Source organism: Flavobacterium turcicum (assembly GCF_011365745.1).
In the GTDB taxonomy this organism is placed as follows: Bacteria; Bacteroidota; Bacteroidia; order Flavobacteriales; family Flavobacteriaceae; genus Flavobacterium; species Flavobacterium turcicum.
In genome coordinates this window covers 1-21,814 of the sequence record NZ_JAAOBY010000011.1, presented here as the reverse complement: position 1 = coordinate 21,814, position 21,814 = coordinate 1, and the positions used below count along the sequence as shown (strand labels likewise).

The following is a 21,814-nucleotide window of genomic DNA, read 5'->3' as shown; positions in this document are numbered from 1 at the left end:
CTGTTAATGTAAAGATCACATTGCTTCCCACATTTGGTGTAGGATTGTTTACTGTTTTAACAACACTTACGTTGGATGAAGCGTCAACAAAGTTTCTACCTGTGATGGATTGAAAGCCAAAAACGTTATTACCAACAACACTATCATTTGCTCCATCTACATCTGAAAAATTAGAGAAACCAGTCAAATTAGTCTGAGTTACCGTGTAAGTACCTAAGCTCCCCACAGGAATGACAAACGAATAGTTTCCGTTTGCATCTGTTGTTGTAGTTTGGCTGCTCGGACCACTTAATGTTACAGTAGAACCCGCGATATTTCCTCCAGCATCTAATGAAACATTACCACATAATAGCGGTGAAGTCACAACGTTAGTCTGTCTATTGGTATAAGTAATATCTCTAAAATAGAGTGAGTAAAGTCGATTTACTGTTGTATTGCCTTGTGTCCCAAAAGAAATAATCATTGAATTACGATTTTCATAATAGGCAGTGTACGCAAACTCTGGAGTAGTACCTGTTCCAGGCTGTGTAATTGATGTCGTCGCGGTACCTCTAAGAGAAGATGCTGAACTCGAAAATGTAACATTGGTGGGACTAGAATTGAACTGCGCATCTGGTCTATTGACTTCTATGAACTCTCTTAATGCAGCACTATCACCATCAATATCGAGGCCCGAGACATAATAATTCAAATTAACAGGATTTGCTAAAGTACCTCCTACAGTAACAAAGTTAATCGTAAATGTAGCCATAGCAGATTCAGCACCATTGGTTGTCAAAGATGGCTGTATTGCTTCATCAAAACCATCAACACCCTCAGTAACTGCAGCTTGGTCAAGAATGGCAATTGTAGGATTACCACCTGTTCCGCTAAGTGCTGAAACTGTTAATAATGCATCAGCTACACCAGGGACAACGTTAGGAAAACGATATACATCTCCAACATCTACTATTGAGTTATTAGAACCTGATACAAATACTGGATTTTGAAAACTTAAACTAGAAACTGTTTGCGCTGTACTACTACACGACCTTTTCGTTGTTGTATCAAAAGGAACAGGTGTTACTGTCGATGTATTATTTGCTAAAAATGATTCTGCTGGGAGACCGGTCCTACTAATCGTCGCTGTATTCCCATAAACCCCTGTTGGTCGCACAGTTGCAGTTATGCTTAAATTGGCTGTTGCATCTATTCCTAAAGTCCCAATTGTCCATACTCCGGTCCCAACGTTATATGTTCCAGTAGCTGTACTGTGACTTACATAAGTATACCCACTTGGCAACAAATCATTAACTGAAACATTCGAAGAGGAACTTGTACCAAAGTTACTCGCCGCAATATTAAAAACAACATTACTGCCAAGAGCTGGGTACGTATTATCGACGGTTTTGGAAACTCTTAAATCATCTTCCCCAACAGATGTACTTATTAAGAAAGCATCAGCACCAGTCCACGCAACAGCACCAGCTGTTCCATTTCTATTACCAAAAACTTCTAAAACAATTGTACGCACATCATTATTTGCAAACCGTACTGTTCCTCTGGCTGAGTTGGTTGTTGCAGCATTGACATTTAATGTATAGTCATTGTTAATAGTCTTTGCAGCATCATTAACATTTAAGTCGTTGTTCCCTGAAACACGGGAAATTGCTGTGCTAGCAAGAACATTCGTTCCTACACTATTTAGAACCGAGCGAACGGTGAACTCTGCAGTTAAGGAAGTAGCACCATCACTGCCTCCCAAACCTTTAAAATGCAATAAAGGATTTCTTGTGCCTCGGGCAAAGGTTATTGTAATTTCACCTAATTTAACACGTCCATTTCCTGCTTGTGTTCCAGCCGTGGCAAAATCCGCTACAACTCTTAAACCAAAATTTGATGCAATATCAATACCTGTACCCGCTGCTGAATTATAACTCGTATACTGACTATTATCAAGTCCAGCACCTACATTACCAATTGAGTTAAGCAACTGATATGCCGGCTGCGCCGCTTCACCAAAACCAATGGAATTGGTGAAATTAACCAAAGTAACATTTATTTGAGCATTTAGTGGCGAATTGACACTGTATGGAACAAATGTATTGCCTCCAGGGTTATCCGTGTTCTTTTGCAATGGTACAGTAAACCCAGTAACCCTACCATTAGCGGTAGCAGGAGTTATACTTGCCATCTCTAAAGCCTGAGTTTGAGAAAAACTCTTGACCGTAGAGGTAAGTGCAAAAACAACAAATAAGAAAGATAAATAAACTCGTGACTGACTTTTAGTAAAGTTGTGCATACGCTATGATTTTTTAATCTGTTTTTTTTATTTCAAATAGGAAAAACGAATTGTTTCGAATTCCTTCTTTTTTCTATCAAAAATTTCTAACTACTTAGTTGAATCGAAAGAACAAAATAGTAATTAACTAATCCCTCTTCCGTTTATACCAACAAGCAAAGAATTAATCAACTTGTTCATTTTACTCTAAGCTAGTTTAAACTAGATGTACGTTAAAAATATCTTAACGGTTTTGTTAAAAATGAAAAAAAAATGAAAATTTTATTTTGGAGACAAAGTTTACAAAAAAAATCATAAAATCAAATACATTTTTAGAATGACAGCAATAATTCCTAAAATAAAACACTTGGATATCAACACTTTTGACAATTCAAATGATTTTCATCACAATTTAAAATTATAAAAATTTAACATTTGAGAATCTAAATATTGATTGTAGGGCGTTTATCCCATAGTAAAACGTTTTAACTTACACAACAAGACGCAACTTTAAGCAATCAATATCGACCTTGAGACCAACAATAATAAAATTACTAAAAGGGAAAATAATAAATAAAAAACTTTCGACGAATAGACAAAATGTGTAGCTAAACAGTAAAAATTAGTAGTTTAATTAGTAGTGAACTATAAATTCGAGCCAGAGAACTATCTTAAAAGCATAAATAACATCACTACTCTAATACCGAAGTGAATTGTTTACGATATTGCGAAGCACTCTTTCCGGTAAAGGCTTTAAATGATTTGTTGAAATAACTAAAATTATTAAATCCACTTTCAAAACAAATTTCAGTAACACTAATCGGATTTTCGGCTAGCAACTTGCAAGCGTGAACCAAACGATAATCGTTTACGAATTTGGTAAAAGTTTTATGGGTAATTTTTTTAAAATACCTACAGAAGGAAGGGACGGTCATGCTCACTAACTGCGCTATTTCTTCAAGACTAATATGCTCCTGAAAATGATCTTTCACATAATTAAAAACTAAATTAATTCGATCATTATCCTGCATTTGCATTTCGAGCAAAAAACCATTAGCATTCAGAACTAAGGCGTCGTCAGCTTGTTCCAATTCATGAAGAATCTCCAGCAAACATAGTATTCTTTCGAACGGATTTTGTAAGGCCATCTTTTCTATCTTCTGACCTATTTTGATCTTCGTATTTCCTGTAAAAGCGATCCCAGCTTTCGCTTGGGTAAGCAAATTAAGTATCGAAATAAACTCTGCTTGGTTAAAAAAATTATCACCCAAAAACTCCGTTTTGAATTGAATAACAGTCTCAGTTCTATTGCCAGTTTGTTCATTAGTGAATCCACAATGTGGCAAATTACTACCTATTAAAATCAAGTCACCATCAGTATAATAGGATATGTGACTTCCTATTTGACGTTTACCAGAACCACCATTTACAAAAACAAGTTCTATTTCCGGATGGTAATGCCATAAGTGTGCTTTACTATTTTCATTTTCTATATACTTCGAAAAATAAAATGAACTCCCAAAAGAAGGCACAATAATTTCAAAAGCTGGTGGAATTGATTTCATACGTAACAATCTAAATATCAATGTAAATGTAACAAAAACCATTAGCATATTTACCACGAATTAACCTAAATCGTTTTCGTAAAAGGTAATATAGCACACAAATATGAAAACCCAGCATCATTACTACCTAAACAACTACCGTAATTTAGCAGCAGATAAATATCAATAACATCTAACACGTAACGATTATGAAAAAGATTTTAAAATTTAGTTTCTTGCTAGCTACACTAGTGTTAACTACAAAACAAGTACGAGCAAAAAATATTGATTTTTCACTGAATTTAATTAAAGAAGATGGAAAAACAGTAAGTTTTAATTTGAAAGAAATCAATACAATTGCTTTGTCTATTTTCGACAGCAACGACGCTTTGATTTTTCAAGAAAAGGTGACCAATCAAGATGAGATAAACAGATCATACGATTTAACAGCACTACCTGATGGAGAATATTTCTTAAAGGCTGAAAGCGATCGTAAAATTGCTACGTACAAAATCGAAGTGAAAGGTAGAGTAGCTAAGCTAGGAAACACAGCGATTTCTACCGTGTACAAACCTGTAGTTGTAAATAAAAATGGAATGGTAACTGTAAACGTTCTAAATGCAGAACAAAAGACTGTAAAAATAACTGTTTACGGCGTAGACCAAGCCGAACTGTACACTCAAGAAATTGGCTCTAATCAATATGTAGGTAAAGTTTTTGATTTGAAAAATGTACAACCTGGCAAATACACTTTTGAAATTAAAAACAATGGTAAAACATTTGTAGAAAATGTAATTATAAAATAAATAAACACAATAAAGAAAAGGCTGCACTTATAAAATGCAGCCTTTATTTATATTTATTAACAGCCTTCAATACCACAACTATCTCCCGAATCATCGTTAAGCATTTGCGGTTTTTTTACAAAGTCACCTTCGTCCCAAACTTTATCTAAAGTCTTCACAAAAGTATCAACATGTTGCGCTCCAGAAACAGCATATTTATTGTCGAATACAAAAAAAGGAACACCTTGCACGCCTATGGCATTAGCCTCAACTATGTCAGCGCGAACTTCGGCAACGTACTTATCTGATGAAAGCACCTCTTCAATTTCAGTAGAAGAAAGTCCTACCACAAGCCCTAAATCCGATAGCGTATTATTGTCGTTTACATCCTTGCCATCCGTTAAATAGGCTTTTAAAAGCAATTCTTTTAATGCATCACCTAGCTTATACTTTTTAGCTAAATGCAACAATTGATGCGCTTTTAGGGAATTAGCCATAATTGCTTTTTCAAAATGAAAATCCAATCCTGAATTAGCAGCATTCTCAGTCATGTTGCCCAACATCTCTTTAGCCCAATCTGTATCTTTTCGATATTTTTCAGCCAAATGATCAACCAAGTTATCATCAGGAGAGGCAACGAAATTAGCATCTAACTGAAAACTCTTCCATTCAATCTCCACCGCATCTTTGTATTGGAACTGTTCAAGTGCAGCTTCTAGCCTTCTCTTTCCTATATAACAAAACGGACACATAATATCCGACCATATTTGAATTTTTAAAGTATTTTGCATCTGTTCTACAATTTAAAAAATTATTGTTTGTATATACAAATGTACAATACTAAATACAAAACACGACAGTCATTATGCTTTAATTAAGAGTATAACGCTAATTTTAAAACACAAAAAAAAACCATCAAAATTATTTCTGATGGTTTTGTATAATTGAAACTAATATTTTTTTTAAGAAATCAAGTCTAACACTACCGAAGGAAACAAACCTAATGCGATATTCAACACTATTGCAATAACAGCAACTGCATAAATTACAACAGGCGTCCCTGTTCTCGTCTCATTCGCCTCTTTAGTAAACATGGCTAATATAAGCTTGAAATAATATCCAACACTAATAATTGAATTAATCACAGCAACAATAACTAGTGCAAGATAACCAGCTTTAATCGTATCACTAAACAAAACCAACTTAGCAAAGAAACCTGCAAATATTGGAATACCAGCCATAGAAAGCAATGCAGCGGTCAATATCACCGCCAATAATGGATTTGTTTTTCCTAGACCATGAAAGTTAACAATATCTTCATTATCTCTATTTTTACATACGTACAACACCACACTAAAAGCTGCTATTCCAGCAAGTGCGTAGGCAGAAGTATAATACAATAAACTACCAGCAGCAGTAGACAGGCTTAATAAAGTCATCAACATAAAACCCGCGTGCGAAATACCGGAAAAAGCCAACATTCGCTTTACATTAACTTGACGCAATGCCATAATATTTCCAACCGTCATCGATGCCATCGATATAATGACAACAACCAACTGGAACGATTCAGAAACATCAGCATTCATTACCGAAAGTAACTTGAACAAAGTAGCAATCGCTACCACTTTAGCCAAAGTACTCATCAAAGCTGTAGTTAGTGCAGGAGATCCTTCATAAACATCTGGAGCCCAAAAATGGAACGGTACAGCAGCAACTTTAAATAACATACCAATGGTAAGCAACACAATTCCGATTGGGAACCAAATAGGCAATTCAGCAGATTGAGATAGTTCACTAATTTCAGTAACATCAAAACTACCCATCGCTCCGTAAATTAAACAAATACCGAACAATATGATACCTGAAGCAAATGAACCCATCAAGAAATATTTCATCCCCGCTTCATTACTTTTTAAACTCAAACGATCACTTGCAGCTAAGATGTAAAGTGCAATAGATAATACTTCGATACCTAAAAAGAACATGGCTAAATTTCCAAAAGAAACCATAGCAACAGCGCCCGCTAACAAAAATATTTTTATCGCAATAAAATCAGAAATTTTAGATTGTTTTTGTTCATAAAAATTATGACCCAAAGCAACCAAGAAAATTGTCAAAACAATAAACAATGATGAAAATGCTCCTGAAAATTTACTTACAACAATCATGTTATTGTAGAAACTAGCAGGCGTATTCATTTCAGAAATTGTCAAACCAAGTACACCCAAAAGACCAACAATCGTAATTGGAACAATGGCTTTGCGTAAATTAAATATTTCAAATAAAAGGCATAAAACACCTAATCCTATTATAGCTATTAATGTATTCATTTCTTATTTGACTTAGTTAATTCGGTTGATTTGTGTTAAAATTTCTTCAAGACTTGGCGTAATCAAGTCAGTTATTGGTTTAGGATACATTCCGAAAAAGAATAACACTCCAATAATGATAATAAAAGTTAAAGCTTCTGAAAGAGTAACATCAGCGAAAACTTTAGTATTGGTTTCTCCTAACATTACATACTGGTACATTTTCAACATGTAGTATGCTCCCAATATAATAGTTGTTCCACCCAAGATAGCGAACCAAACATTGATTCCGTATAAACTGTAAAGAACGGTAAACTCCCCAACAAAGTTGAAGGTGGTTGGTAATGCTACAGAAGCCAAAACCAATATTAAAAATAGTGAACTAAACTTAGGAGCTTGAGTTCGAACACCACCCATTTCTGAGATTAACCTAGTTTCATATCTACGGAATAAAACTTCAGCCGCATAAAATAAGCCTACAACAACAAATCCGTGAGCGATCATTTGTAAAACTGCACCACGCAAACCATCTAAAGTTAATGTATATGTTCCAGCTGCAATTAAACCTACGTGTGCCAACGAAGAATAAGCTAATAATTTTTTCAAATCTCTCTGTCTAAGCGCTACTATTGATCCGTAGATAACACCTGCAATACCAAGACCTATAAAAACAAACATATATTCTTTAGCAGCTAAAGCCGTAAGAGGTAATTGCCAACGGATAACACTGTATAAACCCATTTTTAACATGATACCCGAAAGTAACATCGTTCCAACGGTTGGCGCTTTTTGGTAAACAGCAGCTTGCCAAGTATGAAAAGGAATCAAAGGAATTTTAATCGCATACGCTAAAAAGAAAGCAAGGAAAATCCAAAACTGCTCATCAGCTGACAAATTCAATCGATACAAATCTTCTAAAAGTAAACTTCCTGCTTTTTGGTACATGTACACGAAAGCCACCAACATGAATAAAGAACCTGCAAGGGTGTAAATAAAGAATTTAACCACTGCCCTTTTGCGTGACTCTGAATCGCCATTACCCCACAATAAAGCTATAAAGTAAATCGGAACGAGTGCCAATTCCCAAAAAACATAATACAACAATCCATCGCTAGCTAAAAACGTTCCGACCATTGCAAAGGACATAAACAAAACTAATGCGTAGAAAGCTTTCGCATTTTCAAATTTAGAACCTAATGAAGAAAGGATAATCACTGCCGTAAGAACGGTAGTCAATAACAACATGGCTATTGATAAACCATCTACTTTAAGTGCAAAAGAAATATTAGGTTGCGCAATCCATTGCTGAACGAAGTTTGCATTTTGACCTAAATTATATTGATTTAGTATAACGATAGAAGCCGCAGCTGCCACTATACTGAAAAGTAAAGCTACTTTTGAAGCTAATTTATCACCTGAAAGAAAAGTGACAAAAGCACCTACTAAAAGAATAATTAAAATAAGAGATACATTCATAATATACGATTATTGAGCTAAGAATAAATAAGAAACGATGGCACAAAGACCCAACACAAATACAAAAAGATAAAGTCCGATACTTCCAGTTTGTATTTTCTTACCTTGATAGCTTAATTCATTAGTCACTTTTCCAAATCCGAACACTAAAGCTGATAAACCTGTCTCAACGGTATCTCTAAAAAAGTTAGAAAGAGCATTGATTGGTTTCACAAATATCGCATCGTAAACTTCATCAACATAATACTTGTTGTATATCGTTTTAGATAGTCCAGTAAGCGCTTCGTCAAGAACAGGAACGTTATTTTGCTTAACAAATTTGATGTAAGCTAAACCAATACCAAACAATCCACCAACAACAGCAACACCCATCAACATGTATTCAGTAGTACCTAAATGATGTGCAGCGGTAGCTAACTTTGGTAAAATCGGAATTAAATAGTGATTCAACCAACTGTTTCCTGGTAAACTAATAACACCACCTACTGTAGCTAAAATTGCTAATATTATTAATGGAAAGGTTATTAAGGCTGGACTTTCATGTAAATGATGTTTTTGCTCAGCAGTTCCTCTAAATTCTTGAAAGAACGTCAAGAACATCAAACGGAACATGTAAAAGGCGGTCATTACAGAAGCGATAGACGCAACAACCCATAACGGAATATTATGGTGGAAAGCAACTAACAATATTTCATCCTTAGAGAAGAATCCTGAAAACAAAGGAACACCAGAAATAGCTAATGATGCAATTAACATCGTAATAAATGTAATCGGCATAGCTTTACGTAAACCACCCATATTGCGCATGTCTTGTTCTCCGTGCAAAGCATGAATAACTGATCCAGAACCTAAGAACAAACAAGCTTTGAAGAACGCATGCGTGATTACATGAAATACTGCTACTTCATAAGCACCTAAACCTAAGGCCAAAAACATTAATCCCAATTGAGAAACTGTAGAATAAGCCAACACTTTTTTGATGTCGTTTTGCAACAAACCAATTGTCGCAGCAACCAATGCAGTAACGGCACCAACAATTGCAATTACATTTTGAACATCTGGAGTTAAATCAAATAAAAAGTTCAATCGTGTTATCATAAAGATACCCGCTGTTACCATGGTAGCGGCGTGAATCAACGCAGAAACAGGAGTTGGTCCTGCCATTGCATCTGGCAACCAAGTATACAAAGGAATTTGAGCCGATTTACCACAAGCTCCAATAAACAATGCGAAACCTGCAACAGTAAGCCAATACATATCCACATTACTTCCGGTTGTGATGGCTGCTTTTAAACTCGTATAATCAACAGTCGAGAATAAACTTCCTAAGATGAAAATTCCAATCAACAATCCTAAATCACCAATACGGTTCATGATGAAAGCTTTCTTTGCAGCATCATTGTACTCTTGATTTTTGTACCAAAATCCAATCAACAAATACGAACATAGACCAACGCCTTCCCAACCGATAAACATTACCAATAGGTTACTTCCTATTACTAAAGTTATCATAAAAAAGATGAACAAATTCAAGTAAGCAAAAAACTTGTGCATATTTTCGTCATCATGCATGTAACTGATGGAATACAAATGAATCAATGATCCGATTCCTGTTACAAAAAGCAACCACAATAAAGACAGTTGATCCAACTGAAAGCCGAAATCAACTTTAAAATTGCTAATCTGAATCCAATCAAACAAAGCTATGCGAATACCTTCCGGTTGCGCTGCTAATCCTCCAAAAAAGTAAACCGTAGCTACAAAACTAACTACAACTGCCAATGTACCTATGACACCCGATACCGTTTTGCCAAGGCTTTTGCCAAAAAACACATTCAATAAAAATCCTAAAAAAGGAGCAAGAACTAAAACTAAAGCTATATTGGTATTCATCTCCATTTATCCTTTTAAGTTTTTTAAATTATCAATAGTAATTGAACCAAGGTTTCTGAAAATAGAAACTAAGATAGCCAATCCTACCGCAACCTCTGCTGCTGCAACAGCCATCGAAAAGAACACAAAAACTTGTCCTTGTGCATCCTGATGGTAAGTTGAAAATGCCACAAAAAGCAAATTCACCGCATTCAACATAATTTCAATAGACATAAATACGATAATGGCATTTCGTCTGTACAACACTCCAAAAATCCCAATACAAAAAAGTATGACACTCAAGAATATGTAATTTTCAATACCAATGTGGTTTAAAATATTATTCATCTTATTTCTGTAATTTTTCTTTTTTAGACAATAATACTGTTCCTATCATCGCAACCAATAATAATATCGAAGCAAATTCAAACGGAACCATGTATTCATTCAGCAACACTTTACCAAGCACTTTGATTGATTGATAATCCTCACCGGTAGTTACATATTCTCCAACAATTGGTTTTGAATTAATGAAAATCAATATTAAAACCGCACAAATCAAACAGAACGAAACAATAGCTCCCAAACGCGTAATTCGCGGGCGATGCACTTCTTTCTGTTCATTCAAATTCATCAACATGATCGTAAAGAGAAACAAAATCATGATAGCTCCCGAGTAAACAATGACGTGAACTATCGCTAAAAATTGCGCATTCAATAAAAGGTAATGTCCTGCGATAGAGAAAAAACAAATCACTAAATAAATAGCACTGTGAATTGGGTTTCGACTAAAAATAGTTAAAAATGCGGTGGCTAAAGTAATTGCAGCCAATACACAAAATATGATAAGTACTGTAGACATTAGTTCGCGTTTTTAAGTTGAGTATTTTTAATAGCCATTTCCAAAGGCATTACTAATCTGTCTTTACCAAAGATAAAATCTTCTCTCTCATAACTTGACGGTACAAGAACTTTACTTGTTGTAAGGTAGATAGCATCTTTCGGACAAGCCTCTTCACAAAGACCGCAAAAAATACAACGCAACATATTAATTTCATAAATAGAAGCATATTTTTCCTCGCGATACAAATGCTTTTCATCCGCTTTACGCTCTTCAGCCTTCATAGTAATAGCTTCAGCCGGGCACGATAAGGCACACAAACCGCATGCTGTACAGTTTTCACGACCTTGTTCGTCACGCTTTAACATGTGTTGTCCGCGGTAAACGGGACTCATAGTACGAACTTGCTCAGGGTATTGTATGGTAACCTTTCTAGTAAACAAATGCTGAATGGTGATAAACAATCCCTTGATAATCGCAACAAGGTACATGCGCTCCCAAAAAGTCATCTCCTTGTTGGAGACTAACTTTTTTCTTCCCGATAAGGATATACTTTCTATTGACATTTTTTATTTTTATTTGAAGCTTATTCCTGCTATTCGATTCAATCTTTTACCCTGATAAAAATCAGGCTAAAAGGATTTCCACTACTATCAGGGCTAGGGCTTTCGGTAAACAACTCTAATTTCTTCCTGGTTTTAGTACAGCTAACTTAATTTATAATCCAAAATAAGCAGCAATATCAGCTCTTAAAATTACAATTCCGGTAATTATAATATTGATAATCGAAAGCGGAATCAAAATTCTCCATCCTAAGTTCATCAATTGATCGTATCTAAATCTCGGGATTGTCCAACGTACCCACATGTAGAAAAAGATAAATCCACACAACTTGATAAACAAAGCACCAAACCCTAAAATATTCGCCGCATTCACTCCCCAGTTTTCAACAACCCAACTCATTCCCGGATAATTATACCCTCCAAAAAACAAGACCGCTAAAATAGTAGAAGAAATGAACATATTTGCATATTCAGCAAATAAATAAAAGCCCATTTTCATAGACGAATATTCGGTGTGGTAACCCCCAATTAATTCACTTTCGCACTCCGCCAAATCAAAAGGTGTTCTGTTCGATTCTGCAAAAGCACAAATCAAAAAGATTACAAATGAAAGTGGTTGGTAAAATACATTCCAGTTCATTCCAGCTTGCTGTGCAGAGATTTCTCTTAAACTCAAAGTTCCAGTCATCATCAACAAAGCAATCATTGAAAGTCCCATGGCAACTTCATATGACACCATTTGTGATGCAGCACGAACAGCTCCCATCAACGAGAACTTATTATTCGAAGCCCATCCTCCAATCATGATTCCGTAAACACCCACAGACACCACTCCAAAAAAGTATAGTAAACCAATGTTCAAATCGGTTGCTTGTAATAAAATATCTCTTCCAAACAAATGCAATCTGTCTCCCCACGGAATCACAGCACTTGTCATTAAAGCCGTACTCATAGCAATAGCCGGACCTACAAAAAACAAGAAACGGTTTGGCGTATTTGGCTCAAACTCTTCTTTAGAGAATAATTTTAAACCATCAGCTAGTGGTTGAAACAAACCTAACGGACCCGCTCTGTTTGGCCCTACACGATCCTGCAACCATGCCGCCACTTTACGCTCTGCCCAAGTAGAATACATCGCCATTAACATTGTCAGTGCAAAAACAGCAACAATTATGACACTTTTTTCAATTATAATAACGCTATCCATTGTTCTCGGTAGTATTAAAAGTTGTACTTCCTTCGTTTGTCAATGGAATTTCAGCCATACTGATTTTTTTACGGTCAACAGCTCTACCCAACAAAATGTTCTCTTCGGTTGCAATTTGCACTTTTTCTAACTTTCTGTTGTATTTATTTACGTTGATTACAGAATCTTTTTCAAAAGCTCTTGGTCCTTCAATAGTCCAGTCAGCTACATCTTTATGGTCAAAACGACAACCGTTACAAATGAACTCATCAACTTCGTGGTACTCGTCTTTACGACCTGTTACACGCTGAATCTCGTCACCAAACATCCAAACAGTAGTTTTACCTGAACAAGTAGGACAATCTCTGTGCGCATTATACGGTTTACTAAACCAAACTCTAGACTTAAACCTAAATGTTTTATCGGTTAAAGCTCCAACAGGACACACATCAATCATGTTTCCTGAAAACTCATTGTCAATTGCTTTTGAAATGCAAGTTGAAATATTAGAGTGATCTCCTCTATCCATAACTCCGTGTACGCGCTCATCTGTTAATTGATCAGCCACCATTACACAACGGTAACATAGAATGCAACGGTTCATGTGTAACTGAATGTTCGGACCAATATCTTCTGGCTCAAAAGTTCTTTTCTCTTCAATAAAACGAGTCTCTGACTTTCCGTGCTCAAAGCTTAAGTTTTGCAAATCACATTCACCAGCCTGATCACAAACTGGGCAATCTAAAGGGTGATTGATCAAAAAAAACTCCGTTACCGATTTTCTAGCTTCTTGAACTCGTGGTGATGACTTACTATTCACTTCCATTCCGTCCATACAGCCTGTAACACATGATGCCATCAATTTTGGCATTGGTCTAGGGTCTGCCTCACTACCTTTGGCAACTTCAACTAAACAACAACGGCATTTTCCACCGCTTCCTTTTAGTTTAGAATAATAACACATCGCTGGCGGTACTACCTCACCACCTATCATACGTGCTGCTTGCAGGATAGTTGTTCCTGGTTCTACTTCTATTGACTGTCCGTCTATTGTTACTTTCATTTCTTTATTAGTTTCAAGTTTAAAGTTTCATATTTCAGGTATTTATCCTGAAACTGAAACCTGAAACGTTTTATACTGTTTGCTTTGCTACTAGGTGCTTTACTTGTTCAAAAGGCTCGGCAACAAAATGATTTCTATTTTTGATTTTCTCTGGGAAACGAATGTGGTATTCAAACTCATCTCTAAAATGACGAATCGCAGCAGCTACTGGCCAAGAAGCAGCATCACCTAAAGGACAAATAGTGTTTCCTTCAATTTTACTTTGAATGCTTAACAGCAATTCGATATCTTCTTCGCGTCCGTGTCCGTTTTCAATACGATGCAATACTTTTTCTAACCAACCCGTACCTTCACGACATGGTGAACATTGCCCACAACTTTCATGGTGATAAAAACGAGAGAAATTCCAAGTATTACGGACGATACAAGCTGTATCATCATAAACGATAAAACCTCCTGAACCCAACATCGATCCTGTAGCAAAACCACCATCACTCAAAGACTCATAAGTCATCAAACGATCTTCGCCATTTGCAGTTTTATAAATCAAATTTGCTGGTAAAATTGGCACAGAACTTCCTCCTGGTACGAATGCTTTCAATGGTCTGTCAGAACTCATACCACCCAGATATTCATCTGAGTTCATGAATTCATAAACACTCAATCCTAAATCAATTTCGTAAACACCAGGGTTTTTAATATTTCCAGAAGCAGAAATTAATTTAGTTCCCGTAGATCTACCAATACCGATTTTAGCGTAGTCAGCACCTGAATTGTTTACAATCCATGGCACAGCTGCAATGGTTTCAACATTATTCACTACCGTTGGATTAGCCCACAAACCAGATACCGCAGGAAACGGCGGCTTGATTCTTGGGTTTCCTCTTTTTCCTTCTAACGACTCAATAAGAGCAGTCTCTTCTCCACAAATATAGGCACCACCACCTATTTGAACGTGTAAATCCAAATCGTATCCGGTACCTAAAATATTTTTACCTAACCATCCTGCAGCTTTCGCCTCAGCAATGGCGCGTTCTAAAATTTTATACACCCACATGTACTCTCCACGAATGTAGATGTACGATAAATTTGCACCAAGAGCATAACTTGAGGTAATCATTCCTTCAATCAATAAGTGCGGAATGTACTCCATCAAATAACGATCTTTAAAAGTACCTGGCTCCGACTCATCTGCATTACAAACCAAGTGTCTTGGCTTACCCGATTTTTTGTCGATAAAACTCCACTTCATCCCCGCAGGGAACCCTGCACCACCACGACCACGCAATCCTGAAGTCTTTACTTCTTCTACTACTTCGTCAGGTGTCAAGGTTTTTAAAGCTTTTTCTACAGAAGCATAACCACCATTAGCGCGGTATACCTCATAAGTTTTAATTCCTGGAATATTTACTTTATCTAATAATATTTTCTGTGACATATTATTTATCGTGTAGAATTATTGTATTGTTTTTGCAATCATCAATTAACTGATCTACTTTTTCTTTGGTCAAATGTTCCTTGTAAAAATCGCCCAACTGCATCATTGGAGCATATCCACAAGCACCTAAACACTCTACTCCTCGAACTTCGAATAAACCGTCTGCTGTAGGTTCTCCAACCTTTACACCTAATTTTTCGCAAGTGTAATCCATTAAGTCCTCTACTCCATTCAAACAACAAGGTGATGTTTGGCAAAATTCAAACATGTATTTACCAACTGGTCGACGGTTGAACATGGTATAAAACGAAACTACTTCATACACCTCAACCGGTTTTATTGAAAGAATTTCAGCAACCTTGTCTTGCAATTCAATACTCAACCAATCGTTGTGAGCATCTTGAACTTCATGCAAAACAGGAAGTAAAGCTGATTTTTGTTTGCCCTCTGGATAATGACTTATTAGCTCATTGATGCGAGCCATCAAGGCTTCAGTCATATTTATTTCTTGTTTGTACTGTGTTCTTTCCATTTTAAATATTTTAAATTTTGAATTATAAATTTTAAATGTTTTGGATACTTTATAATTTAAAATTCATCATTTATAATTTTACTAAGCGTCTAACTCTCCTGCAATTACATTTAAACTCGACAAAATAACAATCGCATCAGATAGTAACGAACCTTTAATCATTTCTGGATACGCTTGGTAGTAAATAAAACAAGGTCTACGGAAATGCAAACGGTATGGAGTTCTACTTCCGTCAGTTACCAAATAAAAACCAACTTCACCATTTCCTCCTTCAACAGGATGGTAAATTTCGGCTACTGGAACCGGAACCTCACCCATAACAATCTTAAAGTGATAAATTAAAGATTCCATGTTGTTATATACATCTTCTTTTGGAGGCAAGTAATAATCTGGTACATCAGCATGGTATTCATTTCCTGCTGGCATTTTATCCAACGCTTGACGAATAATGCTTAAACTCTCCCAAACCTCGGCATTACGAACACAAAAACGATCATAAGTATCACCTGATTTTCCTACTGGAACGATGAAATCAAAATCTTCGTAAGAAGAATAAGGTTGTGCAACACGTACGTCATAATCTACACCAGCTGCACGCAAGTTAGGACCTGTAAAACCATAAGCCATAGCTTGTTCTGCAGTGATCGCACCAACATTAACGGTACGGTCAATAAAAATTCTATTTCTTTCAAAAAGGTTTTCGAACTCTTTCCAAGCAACTGGAAATTCTTCTAAAAACACATCTAATTTTCTAAAAGCTTCTGGAGACCAATCTCTTTCGAAACCACCAATACGACCCATATTTGTTGTCAAACGAGCACCACAAATTTCTTCGTAAATCTCATATACTTTTTCTCTAAACTGAAAAACATATAAGAAACCGGTGTAAGCTCCAGTATCAACTCCTAGAATAGAGTTACAAATAATATGATCGGTAATTCGCGCTAATTCCATAACAATAACACGCAAGTACTGTGCACGTTTTGGAACCTCAATACCTAACAATTTCTCTAAAGTCATCCACCAACCCATATTATTGATAGGTGATGAACAATAATTCATTCTATCTGTAAGCGGTGTAATTTGATAAAAAGGTCGGTTTTCGGCGATTTTTTCGAATGCTCGGTGAATATATCCAATTGTAGGCTCTGCCTCTAAAATACGTTCTCCATCCATCAACAAGATATTTTGAAAAATACCGTGTGTAGCTGGGTGGGTAGGCCCTAAATTTAGAATCGAAAGCTCGCTTCCGTCTTCATTTAGTTGCTCTGCAATTCTTTTAGCATAGCGATGCTCTGGTGGTAATAATAGTTCTGACATTTAGTTAATGTGAAAAATTATAATATTTTTTTTAGCAATTTTTGACAGTACGACCGAAGAAACGATCGTCTTTATCCGTTCTTCCGCTGTCTTCCATCGGAAACTCTTTACGCATCGGGAACGAAATCATTTCATCCATATTCAAAATACGTTTCAACTGTGGATGACCGATGAAGTTAATACCGTAAAAATCGTATGCTTCACGTTCCATCCAATTAGAACTTAAAAAGATATTGGAAATGGTTTTAATTTCGGGATTAGCGCCATTTAAATACGATTTGATTCGGATTCTTTTGTTCTCGTACCAATTGTGCAGGTGATATACCACTGCAAATTGATGATCTTCATCATTATCAGGATAATGAATACCGCATAAATCGGTTAAGAAATGAAAACGTAATGTAGGATCATTTTTCAAAAAAAGGATGATAGCAGTAATTTTATCTGAGCTCGCTTCAAATGAAAATATATCTTGTTCTTGTTTGAAGTCAAAAACAGCTGAATCAAAAGTTTCAACTAGTTTTTCTTGAATTTGTGTAGTTTCTAGCGCCATTCTTTATTTGATATTATAAGAAGCTAATAATTCTTGGTATTCAGGTGAACTTCTGCGTCTCACAGATTCTGTTTTTACCAATTCTTGCAATTTCATTACACCATCAACAATTTGTTCTGGTCTAGGTGGACATCCTGGCACATAAACATCGACAGGAATTACTTTATCAATACCTTGTAAAACAGAATACGTATCGAAAATACCACCAGATGAAGCACAAGCACCAACAGCAATTACCCAGCGAGGCTCAGACATTTGCTCGTATACTTGACGTAAGATAGGTGCCATTTTTTTTGATATTGTTCCCATTACTAGCAACATATCCGCTTGACGAGGCGAAAAACTCACACGCTCTGATCCGAAACGGGCCAAATCATAATGTGAAGCCATTGTTGCCATAAATTCGATTCCACAACAAGAGGTTGCAAATGGCAAAGGCCATAATGAATTGGCACGAGCCAAACCCACAACATCATTCAGTTTTGTAGCAAAAAAACCTTCACCAACAACACCTTCTGGAGGGGCAACCATAGTTACATTTGAATTACTCATCTTTTGAAAAATTATGAAGTATGAATTATGAATTGTGAATTCATAATTTAAATTTTAAAACATTCTTTTAAAACACATTAAAAATTAGAATCTATGGCATTCGCTAGTTCCAATTCCTAAATATTCTTTATTCCCACTCGAGTGCCTTCTTTTTGATGATGTAAAAGAAACCCACCAAAAGCAACAACATAAAAACAACCATCTTGATCATTCCATCCATTCCCAGTTCTCTAAAATTTACAGCCCAAGGGTATAAAAAGATAACCTCAACATCAAAAAGAACAAATAGAATAGCTACCAAGAAATATTTAACAGAGAAAGGAATACGCGCATTACCTACGGATTCAATTCCACATTCGAAGTTTTTATCCTTCACCTCCGAAGATCGCTTTGGACCTAATTTACCCGAAACTAAAATAGTACCTACAACAAACCCTACAGCTAAAATGAACTGCATAAGGATTGGAATGTAATTTAACTGATCTGATTGCATATAATGGTTTTTACGAATAACAATAAGCTACAAAGATAACTTTCAAAAAATTAAATACCAATTAAAACTTAGAAATACATGACTACTACAACGATGTAAATTTGCAATTTTTATCAATTATAAATAAGGCTTTAATAAATAATTAAGAGCTGTTTAAGCTTAGTTTTTTACGAATATGTAAATTTTCGACTCCTTCAATCTTTCCGATGATGCATATTCATAAAAAAAGCGTCCCGATATCTTCGGGACGCCTTAAACATTCGTAGGCAATAAAAAAATATTTTTTATGCTTAGATCACTGCTACTTTCGCAGCAACTTTTCCTTTTCTTCCTTCTTCTTCTTCATAGCTAACTCTGTCACCTTCGCGTAATTCTTCCGCGTTGATTCCTGAAGCGTGAACGAAAATGTCTTTTCCTGTTTCTTCGTCTGTAATGAATCCGTAACCTTTAGACTCATTGAAAAATTTAACTGTACCTGTACGCATTGTAATAGTAATAATAATTTATAATGTAGCAAATGTAATATTTAATACAATACGAAAAACGTTCGAGGCTTTTTATTTTGTAAAAATATTGATATTCAACGTTTTCTAGTACACTTACGTTTCCTAGGTCACTTATTTTAATTGAATATGCAACTCATTTAGTTGCGAAACATCAATTGCAGATGGCGCATCAATCATAACATCGCGACCTGAATTGTTTTTTGGGAAAGCAATAAAATCACGTATTGTTTCTTGTCCACCCAAAATCGCAACAAGTCGATCTAGTCCAAATGCTAATCCTCCGTGAGGTGGCGCACCAAACTGGAAAGCATCCATTAAGAAACCAAACTGTGCTTTAGCTTCTTCTGGAGTAAAGCCTAAATATTTAAACATTAACTGCTGTGTTTCTTTGTCATGAATACGAATAGAACCTCCACCAATTTCGTTACCATTCAAAACCATATCATAAGCATTTGCACGAACTTGACCTGGATTGGTTTCTAATAAGTGCATGTCTTCTGGCTTTGGAGATGTAAACGGGTGATGCATCGCGTGGTAACGACCGCTTTCTTCATCAAATTCTAACAAAGGAAAATCTACTACCCATAAAGGAGCAAATTCTGCTGGATTTCTCAATCCCAAACGAGTAGCCAACTCCATACGCAAAGCACTTAATTGCGTACGCGTTTTATCTGCTGGTCCAGAAAGCACAAAAATCATGTCTCCTGCTTTCGCACCCGTAATTTTTGCCCATTGTTGCAAATCATCTTGATCGTAAAACTTGTCTACCGACGATTTGAAAGTACCATCATCATTGCATTTTGCATACACCATTCCTGACGCACCCACTTGAGGACGTTTTACCCAGTCAATTAACCCGTCAATTTCTTTACGCGTGTAATTTCCAGCTCCTGGAACTGCAATACCTACAACTAATTCTGCTGCATTAAAAACAGGGAATTCTTTGTGTTGAGCTACGGCATTTAACTCTCCAAACTCCATCCCAAAACGGATATCTGGCTTGTCATTTCCGTAGGTTTTCATGGCGTAATCGTAAGTAATTCTTGGAAATTTATCTACATCAATGCCTTTGATCTCTTTCAATAAATGTCTTGTCAATCCTTCAAAAACATTCAAAATATCCTCTTGCTCTACAAAAGCCATCTCACAATCGATCTGTGTAAACTCCGGCTGTCTGTCGGCACGTAAATCTTCGTCACGGAAACATTTTACAATTTGAAAATATTTATCCATTCCACCCACCATCAATAATTGTTTGAAAGTTTGTGGCGATTGTGGCAAAGCATAAAACTGTCCTTCATTCATACGAGAAGGCACTACGAAATCTCTAGCTCCTTCTGGAGTCGATTTAATAAGATAAGGCGTTTCTACTTCACAGAAATCCAAATCAGATAAATACTTGCGTACTTCCATGGCCACTTTGTGACGGAAAAGCAAACTATTTTTAACCGGATTACGACGAATATCTAGGTAACGGTATTTCATACGAATATCTTCGCCACCATCAGTTTCATCTTCTATTGTAAAAGGTGGAGTTAAGGCTGCATTTAGAATCTGTAATTCTGAAACCAGGATCTCGATATCACCCGTACTCATGTTTTTGTTTTTAGCCTCACGCTCAATCACGGTACCTTTGACCTGAACAACAAATTCACGACCTAAGGTTTTCGCCAACTCAAAAACGGTTTTTTCAGTACGACTTTCGTCAAAAATTAATTGTGTAATTCCGTAACGATCACGCAAGTCAACCCAATTCACAAATCCTTTATCACGAGATTTTTGAACCCAACCTGCCAATGTAACTTCGTTATTGATATGCGTGGCATTCAACTCACCACAATTATGACTTCTATACATGTTTTACAAATTTATTATTTAATCGCTACAACGCGGGTGCAAATTTAGGACTAATATTCAATAATGAATTGCCAAAGGATAAATTTTACCATCAAAGCGATGGCAAACTTGAAAGCCAATGTTAAGTTTTACTTCAATGTTACCAAATTGTTAACTTAAAGTTTTTTTATTGTAAAATAGTTTTTATATTTGTGACTATAAACGAATCTTTTAAAAACCTACATCATGAAAAAATATATCATCATTGCCGTACTAATGTTTACTGGAATCGCATCAGCACAAGAAAACAATCCAAAACTAGAAGCTATTGGAGAATTAGTAAAAACTACTTACTACTTTAAAAATGGAAATGTACAACAAGAAGGATTTTTCAAGAACGGAAAACTAGAAGGAATTTGGACTTCATACGATGAAAGCGGAAAAAAATTAAGCGTAGCTACCTATAGCAACGGGCAAAAAACAGGAAAATGGTTGTTCTGGAATGGAATTAATCTTAATGAAGTTGACTACTCAAACAATAGAGTTGCTGCTGTAAAAACTTGGAAGCAAGATGCGCTAGTTAACAATTAACATCAAAAAATATAATGACTAGTCCTAAATAATCGATACAGATTATTAAACAAAAATAATTAATTAAACACTTGCTGGATCGTTCTTGCAA

Annotated in this window: 21 protein-coding genes; 2 read left to right on the top strand and 19 right to left on the bottom strand. The window is 35.8% G+C overall.

Annotated elements, in window-relative coordinates; translation table 11 throughout:
• Together G9Q29_RS14445 and G9Q29_RS14440 are read right to left on the bottom strand one after the other, a co-directional pair.
• Positions 1-2,281: DUF11 domain-containing protein (locus G9Q29_RS14445; protein ID WP_166139046.1), on the bottom strand; the 2,281-nt coding region annotated here is incomplete at its 3' end.
• Positions 2,282-2,952: 671 nt separating this feature from the next.
• A complete protein-coding gene (locus G9Q29_RS14440; RefSeq protein ID WP_166139043.1) occupies positions 2,953-3,825 on the bottom strand; it encodes an AraC family transcriptional regulator in 873 nt (290 codons plus the stop codon).
• A gap of 188 nt (positions 3,826-4,013) precedes the next feature.
• On the opposite strand from G9Q29_RS14440, the gene G9Q29_RS14435 reads away from it, so the two are divergent.
• The gene (locus G9Q29_RS14435; protein WP_166139040.1) at positions 4,014-4,610 is read left to right on the top strand and encodes a DUF3244 domain-containing protein; all 597 of its coding nucleotides are present in this window, start codon (positions 4,014-4,016) and stop codon (positions 4,608-4,610) included.
• 56 nt (positions 4,611-4,666) lie between these two features.
• Here the strand turns inward: G9Q29_RS14435 and G9Q29_RS14430 are convergent, their stop codons facing one another.
• The 17 genes from G9Q29_RS14430 to aspS form a co-directional block, all read right to left on the bottom strand.
• Complete coding sequence (locus tag G9Q29_RS14430; RefSeq protein ID WP_166139037.1) at positions 4,667-5,380, bottom strand: DsbA family oxidoreductase; 714 nt, start codon at positions 5,378-5,380, stop codon at positions 4,667-4,669.
• 171 nt (positions 5,381-5,551) lie between these two features.
• The gene (locus G9Q29_RS14425) at positions 5,552-6,922 is read right to left on the bottom strand and encodes an NADH-quinone oxidoreductase subunit N (protein ID WP_166139034.1); all 1,371 of its coding nucleotides are present in this window, start codon (positions 6,920-6,922) and stop codon (positions 5,552-5,554) included.
• Positions 6,923-6,934: 12 nt separating this feature from the next.
• Positions 6,935-8,377: a complex I subunit 4 family protein gene (locus G9Q29_RS14420; protein WP_166139031.1), complete on the bottom strand. Its 1,443-nt coding sequence runs from the start codon at positions 8,375-8,377 to the stop codon at positions 6,935-6,937.
• Positions 8,378-8,386: 9 nt separating this feature from the next.
• Positions 8,387-10,270, bottom strand: a complete 1,884-nt coding sequence (nuoL, locus tag G9Q29_RS14415) for an NADH-quinone oxidoreductase subunit L (RefSeq protein ID WP_166139027.1) — start codon at positions 10,268-10,270, stop codon at positions 8,387-8,389.
• Positions 10,271-10,276: 6 nt separating this feature from the next.
• Positions 10,277-10,597, bottom strand: coding sequence for an NADH-quinone oxidoreductase subunit NuoK (gene nuoK, locus G9Q29_RS14410; protein WP_166139024.1), 321 nt, complete (start codon positions 10,595-10,597; stop codon positions 10,277-10,279).
• 1 nt (position 10,598) lies between these two features.
• A complete protein-coding gene (locus tag G9Q29_RS14405; RefSeq protein WP_166139020.1) occupies positions 10,599-11,111 on the bottom strand; it encodes an NADH-quinone oxidoreductase subunit J family protein in 513 nt (170 codons plus the stop codon).
• The gene (locus G9Q29_RS14400) at positions 11,111-11,656 is read right to left on the bottom strand and encodes a NuoI/complex I 23 kDa subunit family protein (protein WP_166139018.1); all 546 of its coding nucleotides are present in this window, start codon (positions 11,654-11,656) and stop codon (positions 11,111-11,113) included. The genes G9Q29_RS14405 and G9Q29_RS14400 overlap by 1 nt, the downstream gene beginning before the upstream one ends.
• 151 nt (positions 11,657-11,807) lie before the next feature.
• Positions 11,808-12,860, bottom strand: coding sequence for an NADH-quinone oxidoreductase subunit NuoH (gene nuoH / locus G9Q29_RS14395; RefSeq protein WP_166139015.1), 1,053 nt, complete (start codon positions 12,858-12,860; stop codon positions 11,808-11,810).
• Complete coding sequence (locus G9Q29_RS14390; RefSeq protein ID WP_166139012.1) at positions 12,853-13,902, bottom strand: 2Fe-2S iron-sulfur cluster-binding protein; 1,050 nt, start codon at positions 13,900-13,902, stop codon at positions 12,853-12,855. Before G9Q29_RS14390 ends, nuoH begins: the two co-directional genes overlap by 8 nt.
• A gap of 70 nt (positions 13,903-13,972) precedes the next feature.
• Positions 13,973-15,340: an NADH-quinone oxidoreductase subunit NuoF gene (nuoF, locus tag G9Q29_RS14385; RefSeq protein WP_166139009.1), complete on the bottom strand. Its 1,368-nt coding sequence runs from the start codon at positions 15,338-15,340 to the stop codon at positions 13,973-13,975.
• A gap of 1 nt (position 15,341) precedes the next feature.
• Entirely contained in the window at positions 15,342-15,872 is a 531-nt protein-coding gene (locus G9Q29_RS14380; protein WP_166139006.1) for an NADH-quinone oxidoreductase subunit NuoE family protein, read from the bottom strand.
• Positions 15,873-15,953: 81 nt separating this feature from the next.
• Positions 15,954-17,192 carry an NADH-quinone oxidoreductase subunit D gene (locus G9Q29_RS14375; RefSeq protein ID WP_166139003.1) on the bottom strand — a complete coding sequence of 413 codons (1,239 nt, stop codon included), beginning with the start codon at positions 17,190-17,192 and terminating at the stop codon, positions 15,954-15,956.
• 31 nt (positions 17,193-17,223) lie between these two features.
• A complete protein-coding gene (locus G9Q29_RS14370; RefSeq protein ID WP_166139000.1) occupies positions 17,224-17,745 on the bottom strand; it encodes an NADH-quinone oxidoreductase subunit C in 522 nt (173 codons plus the stop codon).
• 3 nt (positions 17,746-17,748) lie between these two features.
• Positions 17,749-18,297, bottom strand: a complete 549-nt coding sequence (locus G9Q29_RS14365) for an NADH-quinone oxidoreductase subunit B (RefSeq protein WP_166138998.1) — start codon at positions 18,295-18,297, stop codon at positions 17,749-17,751.
• A gap of 127 nt (positions 18,298-18,424) precedes the next feature.
• Positions 18,425-18,790, bottom strand: coding sequence for an NADH-quinone oxidoreductase subunit A (locus tag G9Q29_RS14360; protein WP_166138995.1), 366 nt, complete (start codon positions 18,788-18,790; stop codon positions 18,425-18,427).
• A 290-nt stretch (positions 18,791-19,080) separates the two neighbouring features.
• Positions 19,081-19,275, bottom strand: coding sequence for a cold-shock protein (locus tag G9Q29_RS14355; RefSeq protein WP_007137066.1), 195 nt, complete (start codon positions 19,273-19,275; stop codon positions 19,081-19,083).
• Positions 19,276-19,407: 132 nt separating this feature from the next.
• The gene (gene aspS, locus G9Q29_RS14350; RefSeq protein ID WP_166138993.1) at positions 19,408-21,153 is read right to left on the bottom strand and encodes an aspartate--tRNA ligase; all 1,746 of its coding nucleotides are present in this window, start codon (positions 21,151-21,153) and stop codon (positions 19,408-19,410) included.
• Between the two features lie 225 nt (positions 21,154-21,378).
• Here aspS and G9Q29_RS14345 point away from each other — a divergent pair, with 225 nt between their 5' ends.
• The gene (locus G9Q29_RS14345; RefSeq protein WP_166138990.1) at positions 21,379-21,723 is read left to right on the top strand and encodes a toxin-antitoxin system YwqK family antitoxin; all 345 of its coding nucleotides are present in this window, start codon (positions 21,379-21,381) and stop codon (positions 21,721-21,723) included.
• Positions 21,724-21,814 lie beyond the last annotated feature (91 nt).